This window comes from Nocardia jinanensis, assembly GCF_014645735.1.
Classification (GTDB): domain Bacteria; phylum Actinomycetota; class Actinomycetes; order Mycobacteriales; family Mycobacteriaceae; genus Nocardia; species Nocardia jinanensis.
In genome coordinates this window covers 1-17,530 of sequence record NZ_BMMH01000011.1, presented here as the reverse complement: position 1 = coordinate 17,530, position 17,530 = coordinate 1, and the positions used below count along the sequence as shown (strand labels likewise).

At 67.3% G+C, this 17,530-nt stretch carries 12 protein-coding genes; 6 read left to right on the top strand and 6 right to left on the bottom strand.

Annotation, left to right across the window (positions count from 1 at the left end; all coding sequences use genetic code 11):
• Nucleotides 1-114 precede the first annotated feature (114 nt).
• Nucleotides 115-840, bottom strand: coding sequence for a nucleotide exchange factor GrpE (gene grpE / locus IEY68_RS23305; protein ID WP_062999869.1), 726 nt, complete (start codon nt 838-840; stop codon nt 115-117).
• On the bottom strand, nt 837-2,687 hold the full coding sequence (dnaK, locus tag IEY68_RS23300) for a molecular chaperone DnaK (RefSeq protein ID WP_062999872.1): 1,851 nt from the start codon (nt 2,685-2,687) through the stop codon (nt 837-839). Before dnaK ends, grpE begins: the two co-directional genes overlap by 4 nt.
• A gap of 574 nt (nt 2,688-3,261) precedes the next feature.
• Here dnaK and IEY68_RS23295 point away from each other — a divergent pair.
• The 3 genes from IEY68_RS23295 (at nt 3,262) to IEY68_RS23285 (ending at nt 7,442) form a co-directional block, all read left to right on the top strand.
• Nucleotides 3,262-4,593, top strand: a complete 1,332-nt coding sequence (locus IEY68_RS23295; RefSeq protein WP_062999874.1) for a hypothetical protein — start codon at nt 3,262-3,264, stop codon at nt 4,591-4,593.
• Nucleotides 4,594-4,754: 161 nt separating this feature from the next.
• The gene (locus IEY68_RS23290; protein WP_062999877.1) at nt 4,755-6,110 is read left to right on the top strand and encodes a S1 family peptidase; all 1,356 of its coding nucleotides are present in this window, start codon (nt 4,755-4,757) and stop codon (nt 6,108-6,110) included.
• 18 nt (nt 6,111-6,128) lie between these two features.
• Nucleotides 6,129-7,442 (top strand): S1 family peptidase, encoded by a 1,314-nt coding sequence (locus IEY68_RS23285; protein ID WP_189094464.1) that lies wholly within the window; start codon nt 6,129-6,131, stop codon nt 7,440-7,442.
• Nucleotides 7,443-7,831: 389 nt separating this feature from the next.
• On the opposite strand, the gene IEY68_RS23280 is transcribed toward IEY68_RS23285, so the two are convergent.
• Nucleotides 7,832-8,602, bottom strand: a complete 771-nt coding sequence (locus tag IEY68_RS23280; protein ID WP_229718937.1) for a DUF8020 domain-containing protein — start codon at nt 8,600-8,602, stop codon at nt 7,832-7,834.
• Between the two features lie 470 nt (nt 8,603-9,072).
• On the opposite strand from IEY68_RS23280, the gene IEY68_RS23275 reads away from it, so the two are divergent.
• Nucleotides 9,073-12,357: a (Fe-S)-binding protein gene (locus tag IEY68_RS23275; RefSeq protein ID WP_062999881.1), complete on the top strand. Its 3,285-nt coding sequence runs from the start codon at nt 9,073-9,075 to the stop codon at nt 12,355-12,357.
• Between the two features lie 421 nt (nt 12,358-12,778).
• Here IEY68_RS23275 and IEY68_RS23265 read toward each other — a convergent pair whose 3' ends face one another.
• On the bottom strand, nt 12,779-13,210 hold the full coding sequence (locus IEY68_RS23265) for a PPOX class F420-dependent oxidoreductase (RefSeq protein ID WP_062999895.1): 432 nt from the start codon (nt 13,208-13,210) through the stop codon (nt 12,779-12,781).
• Nucleotides 13,211-13,313: 103 nt separating this feature from the next.
• Between IEY68_RS23265 and IEY68_RS23260 the strand changes: the two genes are divergently transcribed.
• Together IEY68_RS23260 and IEY68_RS23255 are read left to right on the top strand one after the other, a co-directional pair.
• Nucleotides 13,314-14,090 carry a phytanoyl-CoA dioxygenase family protein gene (locus IEY68_RS23260; protein ID WP_062999882.1) on the top strand — a complete coding sequence of 259 codons (777 nt, stop codon included), beginning with the start codon at nt 13,314-13,316 and terminating at the stop codon, nt 14,088-14,090.
• A gap of 53 nt (nt 14,091-14,143) precedes the next feature.
• Nucleotides 14,144-14,797 (top strand): Uma2 family endonuclease, encoded by a 654-nt coding sequence (locus IEY68_RS23255; protein WP_062999884.1) that lies wholly within the window; start codon nt 14,144-14,146, stop codon nt 14,795-14,797.
• 103 nt (nt 14,798-14,900) lie between these two features.
• Here IEY68_RS23255 and IEY68_RS23250 read toward each other — a convergent pair whose 3' ends face one another.
• Both IEY68_RS23250 and IEY68_RS23245 read right to left on the bottom strand, forming a co-directional pair.
• The gene (locus IEY68_RS23250) at nt 14,901-16,046 is read right to left on the bottom strand and encodes an acyl-CoA dehydrogenase family protein (RefSeq protein ID WP_062999886.1); all 1,146 of its coding nucleotides are present in this window, start codon (nt 16,044-16,046) and stop codon (nt 14,901-14,903) included.
• Nucleotides 16,046-17,278, bottom strand: coding sequence for an acyl-CoA dehydrogenase family protein (locus tag IEY68_RS23245; protein ID WP_062999887.1), 1,233 nt, complete (start codon nt 17,276-17,278; stop codon nt 16,046-16,048). The genes IEY68_RS23250 and IEY68_RS23245 overlap by 1 nt, the downstream gene beginning before the upstream one ends.
• Nucleotides 17,279-17,530: the final 252 nt, after the last annotated feature.

The following is a 17,530-nucleotide window of genomic DNA, read 5'->3' as shown; positions in this document are numbered from 1 at the left end:
TACTGTCCTACCGCCTGCGGGCCCGTCGCGCGCGGCGCGACGGGCGCGCGGCGTTCCCGGATCGCTCCGTGGGTACGCCGCGCCACCCGATCCGTGGCTCTCGCCGCGGAGTCGCTACTTGTCCGAGCCGGCATCAGCATCCGATGCCTCCGCCCGCGCGGGTTCCGCCGCGGTGGCGGAATCCGGGTTCGCCCCGAGATCGGCCACCCCGTCGGTGACCCCGACCAGCGCGTGCCGCAGCACCCGCTCGCCGAAGCGATACCCCTTGCGCATCACCACGCCGATCACCGGATCGTGTCCGGAACCCTCGTGCTGAACCGCTTCGTGCAGATTCGGATCGAACGGCTCGCCCTCGGACCCGAATTCGTCGAGGCCCTGTTTGCGCAGCGCCTCGATCAGTTTGTCGGCGACCGAGCGCAGCGGCCCGGATTCCAGGTCGCCGTGCGCCTTGGCGCGATCCAGATCGTCGAGGACCCCGAGCAGGTCGGTGACCACGGCGGCCTTGGCGGAATCGATCGCGGTCTTGCGGTCGCGTTCGACCCGGCGCCGGTAGTTGGTGTACTCGGCCGTCAGCCGCTGCAGATCGGCGGTGCGCTCGGCGAGTTCGTCCGGCGCGCCGGCCGGAACGCCGGCGGGCGCTGCCTCGATGCCGTCCTCTTCCAGGCCGGCCTGCGGCGCCTGGGGGGCGACGCCCTCCTCCGCCCCGGCGGGGGCGGCACCGTTGGCCGCCCCGGCCTGTTCCCGTACCTCACCGGTCTCCGGATCGACCTTGCGCTTGTCGACGAAGCTGACCGGTTCCGAGGGGTCTCCTGTATTTCCTTTGTTTTCCGAGTTCGTCACTTCTTCTCCGTGTCGACCGGCTCGTCCACGACCTCGGCATCGACGACTTGGTCGTCACCGGCGTCCGCGCCCGCGGCACCGTTACCGGAGCCCGCGCCTTCGGAGGCCTGGGCTTCGTAGATCGCCTGACCCAGTGCCTGCGAATCGGTGGCGAGCTTCTCCACCGCGGCCTTCACCGCGGCGGTATCGGTGCCCTCGAGCGCGGTCTTCGCCTCGGCGATCGAGGCCTCGACCTTGGACTTCACATCCGCCGGAACCTTGTCCTCGTTGTCGGCGATGAACTTCTCGGTCTGGTGTACCAGCGATTCGGCCTGGTTGCGGGTCTCCGCTTCCTCCCGGCGCGCCTTGTCCTCGGCGGCGTGGGCTTCGGCGTCCTTGACCATCCGGTCGATCTCTTCCTTGGACAGACCGGAGCCGTCCTGGATCTTGATCGTGTTCTCTTTGCCGGTGCCCTTGTCCTTCGCCGTCACGTGCACGATGCCGTTGGCGTCGATATCGAAGGTGACCTCGATCTGCGGTACACCACGCGGCGCCGGCGGGATACCGGTCAGCTCGAAGGAGCCGAGCAGTTTGTTGTGCGCCGCGATCTCACGCTCACCCTGGAAGACCTGGATCTGCACCGACGGCTGGTTGTCGTTGGCCGTGGTGAAGGTTTCCGAGCGCTTGGTCGGGATGGTGGTGTTGCGCTCGATGAGGTTGGTCATCACGCCACCCTTGGTCTCGATACCCAGCGACAGCGGGGTCACATCGAGCAGCAGGACATCCTTGACCTCGCCCTTGAGCACGCCCGCCTGCAGGGCGGCACCGACGGCGACGACCTCGTCCGGGTTCACGCCCTTGTTGGGCTCCTTGCCACCGGTCAGTTCCTTGACCAGTTCGGAGACCGCGGGCATCCGGGTGGAGCCACCGACGAGTACGACATGGTCGATATCGGCGACCTTGATCCCGGCGTCCTTGACCACGGACTGGAACGGCGCGCGGGTGCGGTCGAGCAGGTCCGAGGTGATCTTCTGGAACTCGGCGCGGGTCAGCTGCTCGTCGAGGAACAGCGGGTTCTTGTCCGCGTCGACGGTGATGTAGGGCAGGTTGATCGAGGTGCTCTGCGAGGAGCTGAGCTCGATCTTGGCCTTCTCGGCGGCCTCACGCAGCCGCTGCATGGCCATCTTGTCCTTGGTCAGGTCGATGCCCGAGCTGGACTTGAACTTGTCGACCAGCCATTTCACGACCCGCTCGTCCCAGTCGTCACCACCGAGGTGGTTGTCACCGGAGGTCGCGCGGACCTCGACGACACCCTCGCCGATTTCCAGCAGCGAGACGTCGAAGGTACCGCCACCGAGGTCGAAGACCAGGATGGTCTGTTCCTTGTCGCCCTTGTCCAGGCCGTAGGCCAGGGCGGCCGCGGTGGGTTCGTTGACGATGCGCAGCACATTGAGGCCGGCGATCTGGCCGGCTTCCTTGGTGGCCTGTCGCTGGGCGTCCTCGAAGTAGGCGGGGACGGTGATCACCGCGTCGGTGATCTCCTCGCCCAGGTAGGACTCGGCATCGCGCTTCAGCTTCATCAGCGTGCGCGCGCTGATCTCCTGCGAGGTGTACTTCTTGTCGTCGATCTCCACGGTCCAGTCGGTGCCGATATGACGCTTCACCGAGCGGATCGTGCGGTCGACGTTGGTCACGGCCTGGTTCTTGGCCGGCTGGCCGACCAGTACCTCTCCGTTCTTCGCGAACGCGACGACCGAGGGTGTAGTGCGCGAGCCCTCGGAGTTGGCGACGACGACCGGCTCACCACCTTCGAGAACGGCGACGACCGAGTTCGTGGTCCCGAGGTCGATTCCGACCGCACGAGCCATTTGTTTCCTCCTCATTTTCGACTGCTTGTGTCTGTCCGGGCTTGTGCCCATGGCGCCGCGGGTCCGTGGACCCACCGCGTGGACCAGCCCCAGGCAGAACATAGAGCACGGTCCCAGCAATACTGAGCGTGGTCGGCTCAATCCTGCCCGCCTCCGGAGGAGCCGTCAAGTCAAACTTGAGCCGATGTCACTCAACATTGTCGAACAGCCCAACCTCGGGCTCCGGCGATGTATTCCCGCCCCCGCACGCCGGGCACCCGCATCGTCCTGCCCCGCATCCACCACAGCGAACCCGGCCGGTGCGACATCGTGACCCGGTCGTGCCGCGCCCGGCACCCGCACACGACCACGGCGAGGTCCATCACGGACAGCTACCTGCCCCGGAAGTCGACATGCGAACGCGCACGGCCGCAGCCGAAGGCGGAGGTACGCCCCGATCCCCACACGCCGCTCATCGGCGCTATTGTCAATGCTCCGCCCATGATGACCCGGCACCCCGCGTCGCGGGCCGGTGACGCGCGGGCGGACCCGTACCGTGGTTTTTGGATGAGGAAGTCGAAGCGAGGATCCGAGAATGGCCACTGGGGTGGGCCTGCACATCGCCGAGTACGCGTGCACCGCGGCGGTCGTCGACGACGACGACGGGGAACCGCACTTCATCCTCCGTGAGCCGGTACTGCACATGTCAGAGGAAGGCGACGCGGTACTCGGCGGGGCCGTCGCGCCGCCCGGGCACACCCATACGATCACCGGTTTCGTCGCCGCCGTAGGCGATCCGGCGGGCGTCGTCGTGGACGACGGAGAGGCCTACCGGGGGGAAGACCTGCTCGCCACCGCCCTTTTCTGCCTGATCAACCTCACCGCCGACCATCTCAACGGTCCGGCCGAGTTCTATGCCACCCATCCCGCCGGATGGCCCGCCGCGCAGGTACTCGCCCTGCGCGGGGCACTCGACTATCTGGGCCTGAAATCGGTGACCCTGATCGGCGAGGACGAACTCCCGGCGCAGCCCGGCGGTCTCACCCCGGCCGAAACCGCGCGATACTTCGCCGAGATCGCCGGCCGGGCCGCGCTGGCGGTCGTCCTGCAGACCCCGGCCGGGGCGACCCCACCGGACCCCACCACCGCCCAGAACTCCGCGCTCGACACGGTCGTCATGCCCAAACTCCGCGATACGTCGGCCAACAAGGCGTACTCCGCGATGGTCCCCGCCATGGATCCCGAGGCCACCTATGGCGGTCCCAGCCTCGGAGCCATCGCCGCCGGGCTGGGACCAGCGGCCGAGCCCGCCCCGGCGACCGGCGCACGACCCGCGACCGGTACGGCGGCGGCGCTTTCCGCCTCCGCCGCGGCGAAACCCACAGCGATCCCGGCCGCCGCAGGCCCACCTCGCCGGGATCGCAGTAGCGGTGGCGCGCGGCGCACCGCCGCGCTGGTGGCGGCCGCCGCGGTCGGCGGCCTGCTGATCGGCGCCCTCGGCGTCACCGCGGTCCTGCGGCCCGGCGCCGCCGAACCGGGCGAACCGGCCGCCACCTCGGTGACCGAAACGCCACAGGCTCCACCACCGGTCCAGCCACAACCGGTCGCCCCGCTACCCGAGACCCCGGCCTACACCCCCGAGCCGACCTACGATCCGGAACCGACCTACACCGAGGAATCGACGGTCGCGCCACCGCCGCCGGTCACCGCTACCGAGACGATTCCGGAACCCACCACGGTCCCCCCGACGGGCACCGGCGAACCCACCGGACCGACTCTCACCGAGCCCACCACGGAAAGCGAAACGACGACCACCCGGACCCGTCCCCGGTTCTTTCCTTTCCCGGTTCCGTTCCGCACCGAAGACCCCGATGTGGACCTTCCCGACACTGGATCCCAAGAAGGCGGGCAAGAAGAAGCCAGATAGCGATTCGTGCCCTAGAGTGATCCGCTGACCGGTGTTATCCCGGCCACCCCGGCAACCCGGTCGAAGCTCGAGCAAACCTGTGCGCCAACGGATTCGATTCTGGAGGATTCGAGACTCACGGCCACGGATTATCTGGCACACAGTGCCGACGAAGGGACTTCATGCGCAAGTCGGTGGCGCGTCGCGCCGCGGTCAAAGCTGCCGTTATCGGCTCGACCGTTCTCCTGACTCCCCTGTTCGGCGCGACCGCGGCGACCGCCGCACCCGCCCCGGAACAACTCAGAGCCGAGGACCTTCCGGCCGAACTGGTCCAAGCGCTGTCCCGCGATCTGAATATGACCCCGACCGAATATCTGGACCGCGCCGCGCGGGCCCAGCAGTTGCAGACCTACGCGGCCGAATTCCGGGCCGAACGGCCCGATGTCTTCGCCGGCGCCTGGATGACCCCGGAAGGTAAACCCACCGTCGCCGTGACCTCGCCGGACGCGGCCCGAGTGGCCAGCGACGACGGGTACACGACCCGCCTGGCCCCGGTTTCGGCGGCCGCGCTGGAAACCTCGCTGACGCAGATGAATCAATGGGTCGCCGCGCAGCCCCGGGATATCTCGCAGCTGATCAATTCGATCGCCATCGACTTCCTCAACAGTCAACTGATCGTCAACGTCGCGAATACGCCACTGGCGCATGTGCTCAACCTGCCGACCCTCATCGCCAATATCAAGGTGGTTCTTTCCCCGGAAGGCGGCGGCCCGGTCGAGCACCGGCCGATGGGCGGCGATACCTATATCAGTGCCCCAGGTTCGCTCGACGACGCGGAACTGAAGGCCGTGGATGTCTGCTCGTTCGGCTTCAACAGCGTCGATTCCGCGGGTAACGCGCTGAATATCAGTGCCGGGCACTGCAACCCCAATATCGACAAAGGTGATGAAAAGGCCAGCGTTTACGGTCCGAATATCCGCAATATCCCGGCGAGCCCGCAGCTCGGCACGTTCGTGCAGTCGGAACTGGGCGGACCCAGCACCCTGGACTATTCGGTGATCCAGTTGAACGAGCGCGCGGTGGGCGCGGGAATGGATCAGCCTTCGGTGCGCGGCGCCAACGGCACCACCCTGACCATCACCGGCACGGCCGACCCGGTCGTCGGCGCCCCGGTGTGCAAATCCGGCCAGTCCTCCACCTTCACCTGCGGGTTCGTAGTCGCAGACCGGGTCGAGACCCAGCTGTTCACCACCGAGGGCGACGCGAAGGTCGTGCGTGGTTTCGCCAGCTCGGCCTGCACGCTGGGCGGTGACAGCGGCGGCGCTATCGTCAGCGGCACCCTGGCACTGGGTATCACCAGCGGTTCCAATGCGGCGGACGCGCCCGATTGCGAAAAGGCCAATATCGCCCTCGCCCAGTACGGGGGCACCGCCACCCTGGGAATTCCCATTCGCGGAATCCTGGCGCACGCCGATTCGTCCTCCGGTGGGGGCATCGGAAGCGGCATCAGCGTACGAACCAGGCCGAATGCCGGCTGAGCCCGATATAGTCTTCGCATGCTCATGCCACGCATAGGTAAACGAAGGTCGGCGCCGGCCAGAAAACGGATACAACGCGCCGCGGTCGCCGCCTCGGCGGCCGTGCTGCTGTTCGGCCCGACCGCGATCTCCTCGGCCGCCCCCGATCCGGGTATCGGCCTGCCCGCCGACCTGGTGGCCGCACTGAACCGGGATCTGCACATCTCCCCCGAGGAGTATTTGCAGCGCGCCGATACCGCTCAGCAGGTGGCCGCGTTCGCCACCACCGCACAGCGCCAGTTCCCGCAGGTGTTCGGCGGAGCCTGGCTCGACGAGCAGGGCCGCGGCGTGGTCGCGCTGTCCAACGGCCCCGGCGCGGACGAAGCCCGCGGCGCGGCCGAATCGACAGGTTTCGTGGTCCGCAACGTCGCCAAGAGCGAATCGACGCTGCGCGGCGAGAAGAGCGCCTTCGAACGCTGGCTCGACGGTCAGCCCGAAGCGGTGTCCGCGCTCGTACGCGGTGTCGTCATCGACACCGTGAACAACAGCATCGCGGTGCGGGTCGACAAGGTCGGTCTGCCGATGCCGAACTTCATCGATCCGGCCCGCGTCATCGTCATGGCCCCGCCGGTTGCGGCGGAGACGCTGCCCCAGGCGACCGCGGTCGCCGAGGGCGGTGCCACTCCGGTCGGTGGCGGCGACGGTTTCGCCGCTATCGCCGGTGACAGCTCCCTGCGCTGCTCCTTCGGCTTCAACGGGATCGGCCCGGCGGGTAACACGGTCAACATCACCGCCGGACACTGCAACCCGAACCTGGACGACACCGGTGCCGCCACCGTGCACGAATCCCTCGGCGGTAACAAGGTGGGCCCGCAGATCGCCGCCTACCAGAAGTCGGTGCTCGGCGCCCAGGACTACTCGATCATGAGCATCGCGGACGGCGCCGCGGGCCGCTTCCAGAACAACCAGGTCAAGGTGCCCGGAGCCGCGCCGATCGCGGTCGACGGTGTGGCCACCCCGGTCGTCGGTGCCCCGGTCTGCAAATCGGGTTCCCGGACAGGCTTCAGCTGCGGTGTGGTGAACGCCGTGGACCAGACCGTCCAGGTCGGTGACCGGCAGCTCACCCAGAGCTTCTCCGCCAATATCTGCGCCCTCCCCGGCGACAGTGGCGGCCCGATCGTGACCGGACGTCAGGCCCTGGGTATCTCCAGCGCCTCCTCGGTCGCCGACTACCCGATCTGCGAGATCCCGAACATTCTGGGCCTGCTCACGGGTAACGCGCCGCAGCTGTTCGCGCAGCCGGTGAGCGTGGTGCTCTCGGACAACCCGGGTCTGCGTATCCGCACGAGCTAGCGGTTCGTCCTGCTCTCCGCGCTCCGACCGGGCGCGGAGAATCGGGATATCGGCGCCGCACCCGGGGGGTGCGATCCGCACCGAGCATCGAGCAACGAAAGGGCCGGCAGCCATTACGCTGCCGGCCCTTTCGCCTGCTCCGAACTCTCCTCTGCCGCGCCGCTGACACGAACCGCCGGCACATACGCACCGGTATCGCCGCTACGGACGAGTCCACCCTGTCTGTGCCGGCACCACATCCAGATATCCGTGCATCAACGAGGACGCCGCGCCCCGATGTGCTGCCCTGTGGCGGAAGCAGCCACCCCTGTTCCGTAACAGCAAAGCCCCGCCCTTGTGTGAGAAGAAGGGCGGGGCTTTGCTGTTGCTGTGCGAGAGCCGCTGGGAGCTTACTTCGGCGCTTCGACCGGAGCTTCGGCCGAGGCCGGAGCCGGAGCCGGGCCCTCTCCACCGTTGGCCCACTTGCTGGTGCCGGCGGGGGCCTGCATGGTGTTGATCAGCTCGACACCTGCCGCGACCAGTGTCGGGCCGCCCACCGCGATGGTGCCGATGATGCCACCGAGACCGGCGCCCGGGAGGCATCCGATCGCTGGAATCACGACGCAGCCCACGACGAAGCCCACGGCGGTGCCGATGAAGCCACCGATGGCAGTGGCGAGGCCGAAGTTGCTGGAGAACTCACTGACCGCCATCTGGTTCTCGGCAGGCGAGGCGATGGGTTTCGCGACGGGATGCAGAACCTCTTTCGGCTGACCGGCTTCGGCGCCGGCCGGTTTCTCGGGCGTGATCTCCAGTACGGCGCCGTCCTGCTTGACCTCGGAGACCACCGGGATCTCGGCTCCGGCGGCAGTGAATTCGAGCGGCAGCGAGGCGACCAGCTTGCCTTCACCGTCCTTGATTTCGACGACCTTGGCCTTCTCGGCGCCTTCCGCAATCGGCTCCCCCGCCGGTGTACCGGGCTCCTGCGCGGTTGAGCTCGTCTCTTCCGGGGAAGCGTCCTTCTCGACGATCGAGAAGGACCCACCGTTGATGGTTGCGACGACAGTCTTGTCCTTCAACTGCACCGCGTAGTTGACGGTCTTCGGAGCTTCGGCTGCCGGATCAGCGTGAGCTGTGCCGAATCCCATAGCGAGCGAACCGGTGATGAGTGTTGCGACCACCGCAGATCTCGGGAGTGTCATCCATTTCCAATCGGGGTTTCCGGCGTTACATCTCGACGCGAGGGGGCCGATGTGATCGAACCCTGATTCCTCCCCGAGCGTTGGGAGATGTCACGCTTTCTGATAGATCGGGCTGAGCGTAGTCGAATGCACTGTCAAAAGGCGAGATTCGTTTCCCAAGCGTAAGAATCGACCCGGGTAAGCCTGGCCTTACCACCACCCGCGATGAGGGGCCCTTTACGGTGTTAATCAGCCGTTATCGGTTATACACAGCCAACTGAACAAAGTGATATTGATCACGCCGCGATCCGTACGGATAAGCCCAGGCAGACACGCTGCGGGCTGCCGCAGGTCGTACAGTGGACACCATTAGTTACTGGTGGGTAACTTACTGGCGGTTACGATACGAGCCGGACGGGGTACTGCTCAGTTCCTCGTACCTCGTGTTGCCTCGAAAGAAAGGTCGCGACATGAATGCCCTGACAGTGACGCTGGGCACTTTGGGAGCGGCGCTCAGCCTGCTGTGTTGGGCGTCGTTCTTCGGCGGCGTCCGCAATATCGTGCGCGCCATCATGGTCGGCCAGCCCGCACCCGACCGCTGGCTGCCGTTCTTCCCCCGCTTCAAGCAGATGCTGGTGGAGTTCCTCGCGCATACGCGGATGAACAAGTTCCGCACCGTCGGCTGGGCCCACTGGCTGGTGATGATCGGCTTCCTCGGCGGCTTCATCCTGTTCTTCGAGGCATATGGCCAGACCTTCGATCCGGAGTTCCACTGGCCGATCATCGGCAACCTCGCCGTGTACCACCTGTGGGACGAGATCCTCGGTATCGGCACGGTGATCGGCATCGTCACGCTGATCGTGATCCGCCAGCTCAACCACCCCCGGGTACCGGATCGCCTGTCCCGTTTCAGCGGATCCGCCTTCGCCCCGGCCTACGTGATCGAGAGCATCGTGCTCGTCGAGGGCCTCGGCATGGTCTTCGTGAAAGCGGGCAAGATCGCGACCTACGGACACGCGAATGTCGCGACCGATTTCTTCACCATGCAGATCGCGAAGCTGCTGCCCGCGAGCCCGACCATGGTTTCGGTCTTCGCGCTCGTCAAACTGCTGTCCGGCAGCCTGTTCCTGTTCCTGGTCGGCCGCAATCTCAACTGGGGTGTCGCCTGGCACCGGTTCTCGGCCTTCTTCAACATCTACTTCAAGCGCGAGGACGACGGCGGGGTCGCGCTCGGCGCCGCCAAGCCGATGATGTCCAAGGGCCGCGCCCTGGATATGGAGAACGTCGATCCCGATACCGACACCCTCGGCGCCGGCCGGGTCGAGGACTTCTCCTGGAAGGGCTGGCTGGACTTCACCACCTGCACCGAGTGCGGCCGCTGCCAGTCGCAGTGCCCCGCGTGGAACACCGGTAAGCCGCTGTCGCCGAAACTGCTGATCATGTCGCTGCGCGACCACGGCTACGCCAAGGCGCCGTACCTGCTGGCCGGCGGTCGCACCGATATGGGCGGCGACGAAGTCGGCCTGGTGGACGCCGAGGGCAACGCGGACGAGGAGAAGCTCGCCCGGATCCCCGAATCCGCCCGTGACGAAGCCACCCGGCCGCTGGTCGGCGAGGCCGAGGCCCGCGGCATCATCGACCCCGAGGTGCTGTGGTCGTGCACCACATGCGGTGCCTGCGTGGAGCAGTGCCCGGTCGATATCGAACACGTCGACCACATCATCGATATGCGCCGCTACCAGGTGCTGATCGAATCGGATTTCCCGTCCGAGCTCGCGGGCCTGTTCAAGAACTTGGAGAACAAGGGCAACCCCTGGGGCCAGAACGCCAAGGACCGGCTCAACTGGATCAACGAGCTGGACTTCGATATCCCTGTTTTCGGCCGGGACGCCGACAGTTTCGACGGATACGAGTACCTGTTCTGGGTCGGCTGCGCCGGTGCCTACGAGGACCGCGCGAAGAAGACCACCAAGGCCGTCGCCGAACTTCTCGCGACCGCCGGGGTGAAGTACATGGTGCTCGGCCAGGAGGAGACCTGCACCGGTGATTCGGCCCGGCGCGCGGGTAACGAATTCCTGTTCCAGCAGCTGGCGACGCAGAACATCGAACTGCTGAACTCGGTGTTCGAGGGCGTCGAGCAGAAAAAGAAGAAGATCGTCGTCACCTGCGCGCACTGCTTCAACGCGCTCCAAAACGAATACCCGCAGGTCGGCGGCACCTACGAGGTCGTGCACCACACCCAGCTGCTGAACCGGCTGGTACGCGGTAAGCAGCTCGTCCCGGTGGCCCCGGTCGCGCAGAACGTCACCTACCACGATCCGTGCTACCTCGGCCGCCACAACAAGGTCTACAACGCACCGCGTGAGCTGATGGCCGCCTCCGGATCGAATCTGGTGGAAATGCCCCGCCACGGCGAACGGTCCATGTGCTGCGGTGCCGGTGGCGCCCGGATGTGGATGGAAGAGCAGCTGGGCAAGCGAATCAATATCGACCGTGTGGACGAGGCGCTGGCCACCTCACCGGCCAAGATCGCCACCGGCTGCCCCTTCTGCCGGGTGATGCTCACCGACGGCGTGACCGCTCGCCAGGAGTCCGGCCAGGGCGAAGGCGTGGAGGTCGTGGACGTCGCCCAGCTGATGCTGGAGTCGATCGAACGGGTGGACCCGGCGAAGCTGACCGAGTACCTCACGGTCGTCCAGGAACCCAAGGCCGAGCCGGAACTCGAACCGGAACCCGAACCCGTTACCGCCGAAGCCGACACCGCACCGGCAGCCGAGAAGGTGGCTCCGAAGGGTGGCGGCCTCGCAATGAAGGGTCCGGCCAAGGCACCAGGCAAGGGCCTCGGCATGAAGGGCGCCGCAAAGGCCCCTGGCGCCAAGGCCGCGGCCCCCGAAGGCGATACCGAGGACAAGCCCGCGGCCCCGCCCGCCAAGGGACTCGGCATGAAGGGTGCCGCGAAGGCACCCGGCGGCAAGGGCCTGGCGATGAAAGGTGCGGCCAAAGCACCCGGCGCCAAGGCCGAGACCGAGCCTCCTGCTCCGGCAGCCGAAGCCCCGGCGGCTCCGCCCGTGAAGGGTCTGGGCATGAAGGGTGCTGCGAAGGCACCCGGTGGCAAGGGCCTGGCGATGAAGGGTGCGGCCGAAGCACCCGGAGCCAAGGCACCCGCCGCCGAGAAGCCCGCGCCGGCCGCCGAACCCACCACCGAGGAACCGGCGGAGAGTTCGGCTCCCACCGAAACGAAGCCCACGGTCGCGGCCAAGGGTTTGGCGATGAAGTCCGGGTTCAAACGACCAGGTGCGAAAGCGCCGGGAGCAAAGGCCCCGGCCGCCGCGCCGAAGGCCGAGAGCGCCCCGGCGGAAACCGCGGCCCCGGCCGAACCGGATGCGGCGGAAACCGAGCAGGTGACCGCCCCGGCTCCCACCGAGAGCAAGCCGTCGAAACCGGCGAAGGGCCTGGCGATGAAGTCCGGGTTCAAACGTCCGGGGGCGAAGGCTCCGGGCACGCCGCCCGCGGCACCCGCGGCACCCGCGGCACCCGCGCCGGAGCCGGCGGCCGGCACGGAGCCGGCTGCGGACACCGCTGAATCGGCACCGGAAGTCGCGGCCGAAGCGGCGCCGGAGGCCACCGCGGAGCAGGTCGCCGAAACCTCCGGTAACGGCACCTCGGGCAACGGGTCCGGGGCGACCCCGCCGCAGGCCAAGCCGGGTGCGCTCGGTTTCAAGTCCGGCGCCAGGGCGCCGGGCCGCAAGGGCTGACGGTAACAACGGAAGAGGTCGCAGGGCCCGGCGGAGATATGTCCGCCGGGCCCTGCCACATTCACCGGGCCGCTGCCCCCGGACCAACCGCTGCTCCGCACGCCGACCTCGCGCGGATAGAACACGGCATCTGTGCCGCGGCGGGCGCACCGCCCGAGCGCCCACGGCGGTGACCTCGGCGAGCTCGGCCTCGATAGCGGGCGGCGATGGCGGATCAGCCGTCCTGGATCAGCCCACGAACATTGCCGTCGAGATCGGTGACAGTGGCCGCCGGGCGTCCCGCACCGACATCGCGGACCGGTTCCTGCACCACGACGGGTGCCGGCCTGTGCGCTCGCCGCCGCACGCGAGTCCGCCACGGACGCTCACCCGGGCCGGCCGTGGTGGCGGAAACGCCCAGGCGCGAAGCCGAGAGGGGCGCTCAGCGCAGGGCTGCGCCGTAGACGTTGTGCACCGAGAGTTTCATGAGGACTCGGCGGTCGGCGACCATGACGGACCGGTATTCGTCCCAGTCCGGGTGTTCGCCCGCCGCCTTGCGGTAGTAGTCCACCAGCGCCTCCACCTCCGGTCCGTGGGGGTCGGTACCCGGACCGGTCAGGGTGACCGTGCCCTCCGCGGTCGCCCAGGCCCAGCCGTCGGCCCGGGTCACCTCCAGCGCTGCCCGTGGATCACGGCGCAGGTTCACGGTTTTGGCGCGACCCTCGGTCATCGAGACATAGATGATCTCGGCCGCCCGGTCGTAGTAGGGGGTCACCGGGGACAGTTGCGGCATACCGTCGGATTTGATGGTGGCCAGGACGCCGAGCCGGCTGTCGCTGAGCAGGGTGCGCGGATCGAACTGCGTACTCGTCATATCCGGATCCAAGTCGACCGGGCGGAAGGGTATTCCGGGGTGGGCGCGCCCGGTCCGGGAAAATCACTGGCGCCGCGGCACCGGTACCGGATGCAATGGGCCCGTGCTCGACGACGTACCGGTGGCCTCGTTCATCGACAACGGATATGTCCACATCCCGGACGCGTTCCCCCGCGCCCTCGCCGAGGAGTGCCGCGCGATCATCTGGCGTGACCTGAACGCCTCACCCGATGACCCGCACAGCTGGCCGATCCCGGCCGCTTTCCGGCCCGATTACCTCGACGCACCGTTCGTATCCGCCACGGCCACACCGCGCCTGCGCGCGGCCTACGACGCCCTAGTGGGGCCGGGACGCTGGGCACCTCGCCGCAGCCTCGGCAGTTTCGTGATCCGCTTCCCGGGCCAGGAGACCGCCGCGCTCGACGGCTGGCACGTCGACGCGAGTTTCCCGGGCCCGGAGTCGGCCCCGGCCGACTATCTCAGCTGGCGGGTCAACGTCCACTCGAAAGATCGAGCGCTGCTCATGCTGTTCCTGTTCTCCGACACCGGCGAGCCCGACGCCCCCACACGGCTCCGCGTGGGCTCACACAAAGAGGTAGCGCGGTTACTCGAACCGGAAGGCGACGCCGGTCTCGACGCTCGCGCACTGGCCGCCCGGGCCGAAGCGGCCACGGCCGGCCTCCCGACCGCCTACGCCACCGGCAGGGCAGGCGATGTCTATCTCTGCCACCCCTTCCTGGTCCACGCGGGCCAGCCCAATCGCGGCGTCCACCCCAGATTCCTCGCCCAGCCGAATCTGAGCCCGGCGCAACCACTGCGTATCACCGGAGCCGGCCCGTTCTCGGCGGTCGAGACCGCGATCCGCTCCGCGGTCGAGTGACCGGGTTCTTCCGACAGCGCATTTACGGGCTTGACCAGGCATACGATGGTCGCATGTCCCTGCCGAACACCGAACGGCCCGACCTCCCCGAGTACATGACATGGGAGGAGCTCGAACAGCTACCCGAAGAGGTCGCCGAGCAGATCGAGCTGTGGGACGGGCGCGTGGTATGGCTACGCCGGGGGCCCAGCGAGCACCGAGCGTTCACCCGTCGTCTGACCAATGCCTTCGAAAGGTGCGCCCGCAAAACCATGTCGGAGCGACCGGAACATTCCTGGCGGGTCGAGGGGGAGACCAATGTCTTCCTCGAAGCCGGCGGCAAATCGAATTTCCTGACACCGGACTTCCTGGTCTTCCGCTGCCTCGGCACCCCCTTCCAGGATATTCGCGCCACCGATGTCCTTCTCGTCGGTGAAGTTCTCTCCCCATCGAACACACAAACGGACATGGAAGCGAAGAAGGGCCGCTACGCCGGCGCTGGGATTCCCTGGTACTGGGAGGTGACCCTGGCACAAGCAAAGAGCGCGATCGCAACTGTACGAGCGTATGCACTGGAGACAGGGCACGGGCGGCTGCCCGAGGGCGTGCATCCCTTGCGAACCGCGAATTACATTCTCGCCGGAGAGTGGACCCCGACCGACGAGAAGGGTATCGGAATCGATTTTCCATTTCCGATCCATATTCCATGGACGGAGCTGGAGTACTGAGTCCACCGGGCCGCGCGGAGATCCCCCTCTTGAAGATCACCGCGCGACTCGGTGGCCCGCCTCCGCGCCCCACTCCGGCACGATGAGTGGAACGCGGAACCGATCAAGGCTTCGTCGACGCGATATAGCGCGCGAGATGATCCGAGCTGGAACCGAATTCGTATTCGATGGCGGTGAGACGTTTGAAGTAGTGGCCGATGGCCAATTCCTCGGTCATACCCATCGCGCCGTGCAGCTGGACCGAGTTCTGGCCGATGAACCGGGTGGCCCGGCCTATCGTCACCTTGGCGGCGGATACGGCTCGGGCCCGTTCGGCGGGCTCGGCCTCCACGGCGTAGGCGGCCAGATAGGCGGCGGCGATACTCTGTTCGAGTTCGATCAGCATATCGACCATCCGGTGCTGTAGCACCTGGAAGCTGCTGATCGGAACCCCGAACTGCTGCCGCTGTTCGGTGTACTCGACGGTGTCGTCGAGAACCTTGCGCATGAGGCCGACGGCTTCCGAGGCGACCGCGGCGATCGCCTCGTCGATGGTGGCATCGATGGCGGCCCACGCCCGTCCCTCGTCGCCCAGCAGCGAGTTCGCGGGAAGCCGGAGATCGGCGAAGGTCAGGTCGGCGGCGACACGGTCGTCGATGGTGCGGTACTGGTGCACCTCGACCCCGGCCGGTGGTGCCGCGGGATCGAATTCCACCAGGAACAGCGAGATCCCGTCCTGGTCGCGCCGCTCACCGGAGGTGCGCGCGGAGACGATCAGATGTGTCGCGACCGGTACGCCGGTCACCACGATCTTGGTGCCGTCGATCACCCAGTCGTCGCCGTCGCGGCGGGCGGTGGTCGAGACATCGTGACGCACTTCGCCGGACTGTGGTTCGAGCGCGGCGAAGGCCAGCCGGACGCTCCCGTCCGCGATCCCCTTCAGCAGTTCCCCGGGCCGCTCGCCGCCCGCCCGGCGCAGCAGACCGCCGCCGATCACCACGGTGTCGACATAGGGTTCCACAACCAGGGCGCGGCCCAGTTCCTCGGCGATGATCATGCCCTCGATCGGGCCGCCGCCCGAACCCCCGGACTCCTCCGGCAGGGTTACGCCCAGCACATCCAATTCGGCCAGCCCGCGCCAGATCTCGGGCTGCCAGCCCGGACCGGTTTTGACCGCGGTTCGGCTCTTCGCCAGGTCGTATCGGGCGGCGAGAAAACCGGAGACCGCATCACGCAGCATCTGCTGTTCGTCGGTGAAGGAGAAGTCCATCAGAGCCCCAATGCTGCCTTGGCGAGGATATTTCGCTGGATTTCGTTACTGCCCGCGTAGATCGAACCGGCGCGGTCGTTGAAATAGCGCAGCGGCGCGACGGCCTGCCAGTCGGCACCGCTGAGGTAACCGTCGGCGGGCGGGGTGTATTCGGCGATCGGGCCGCCGGGCGCGGTGGCGTGCGGCTGGTAGACGCGGCCGCGCGGGCCGGCCGCGGTGAGTGCCAGCTCGGTCAGCTGCTGGCTGAGCTCGGTGGACAGGATTTTCAGCATGGACGAGGAGGTACCCAGGTCCTTGCCCTGTGCCATCGCGGCCAGGGTCCGGAATTCCAGCACCTCCAGCACCTCGGTACGGATCCGCGCGTCGGCCAGCTGCGCCGCGAAATGCGGGTCCGCGCTGAGCGGGTTGCCGTCACGGCCGGGCTGACCGGCCGCGGCGGTGGCGATATTCGCTGCCATGGCCTGCAGCGCCGGGGCCATCGCACCGCCGCCGCGCTCGTGGACCAGTAGGTATTTCGCGACCGTCCAGCCGTCGTCGATCTGCCCGAGCACATTACTCTTGGGCACTCGGACATTGTCGAAGAAGATCTGGTTCTGGACCTGTTCGCCCGAACTCATCACCAGCGGCCGGATTTCGATACCGGGCACGGTCATATCCATCAGCAGGAAGGTGATGCCCTGCTGTTTCCTCCCTTCGCGAGAGGTGCGGACCAACATGAAGATCCAGTTCGCCTCGGTGGCGTGGGTGGTCCAGATCTTGCTGCCGGAGCAGACGAGATCATCTCCGTCGGAGACTGCGGACATATTCAGCGCGGCCAGATCGGAACCTGCCTCGGGCTCGGAGTAGCCCTGGCAGAAGAAGACCTCACCGGTGAGAATCCGGGGCAGGAAGTAGTTCTTCTGCTCGTCGGTGCCGAACGCGACCAGCGCCGGGGCGACCATCCGGATGCCCATAGGTGACAGCGCGGGGGCGCCGGCCAGGGTGAGTTCCCGGCTGAAGATGTAGTGCTGGGTGAGCGACCAGTCGCAGCCGCCGTACTCGACCGGCCAGTGCGGCGCCGCCCAGCCCCGCTCGTGCAGGATGCGCTGCCATTCCAGGCTGGCCTCGTGATCGGAGTAGACACTGGTCATCAGCCGGCCCGCGGTGCTCACCTCGGGCGTCAGCTTCTCGGCCAGGAACGCTCGTACCTCGTCTCGGAAGGCCCGCTCGGCCTCCGACCAGTCGTAATCCATACACGCTCCCGAAGGCTTCATGCGTCGTCGCAGCAGGTCCGGCGACTACCGGTGCTAGTGGGAATGTAGCCAGGTCACCGCCGTCCAGTCAAACTGAAGGCGCATGCCATCATAACCGACCGGCCCACCTGTTCCACTCCCCCCGGAGGGGCAGCATCCGTGGTCGGGGCCCGCCCCGGTTCCGGAGCGACAGAACGAGGAAGCGCAGCGACCGAACGCGCGCAGCCGGCCGTCCATAGATCGGCGACCATT

What these genes read in the sequence shown, in the direction of transcription:
- IEY68_RS23295 (WP_062999874.1), top strand. Translation starts at nt 3,262, where the DNA reads ATGGCCACTGGGGTGGGCCTGCACATCGCCGAGTACGCGTGCACCGCG.
- IEY68_RS23275 (WP_062999881.1), top strand. Translation starts at nt 9,073, where the DNA reads ATGAATGCCCTGACAGTGACGCTGGGCACTTTGGGAGCGGCGCTCAGC.
- IEY68_RS23245 (WP_062999887.1), bottom strand. Translation starts at nt 17,278, where the DNA reads ATGGATTACGACTGGTCGGAGGCCGAGCGGGCCTTCCGAGACGAGGTA.
- IEY68_RS23255 (WP_062999884.1), top strand. Translation starts at nt 14,144, where the DNA reads ATGTCCCTGCCGAACACCGAACGGCCCGACCTCCCCGAGTACATGACA.
- dnaK (WP_062999872.1), bottom strand. Translation starts at nt 2,687, where the DNA reads ATGGCTCGTGCGGTCGGAATCGACCTCGGGACCACGAACTCGGTCGTC.
- IEY68_RS23285 (WP_189094464.1), top strand. Translation starts at nt 6,129, where the DNA reads ATGCTCATGCCACGCATAGGTAAACGAAGGTCGGCGCCGGCCAGAAAA.
- IEY68_RS23290 (WP_062999877.1), top strand. Translation starts at nt 4,755, where the DNA reads ATGCGCAAGTCGGTGGCGCGTCGCGCCGCGGTCAAAGCTGCCGTTATC.
- IEY68_RS23250 (WP_062999886.1), bottom strand. Translation starts at nt 16,046, where the DNA reads ATGGACTTCTCCTTCACCGACGAACAGCAGATGCTGCGTGATGCGGTC.
- IEY68_RS23265 (WP_062999895.1), bottom strand. Translation starts at nt 13,210, where the DNA reads ATGACGAGTACGCAGTTCGATCCGCGCACCCTGCTCAGCGACAGCCGG.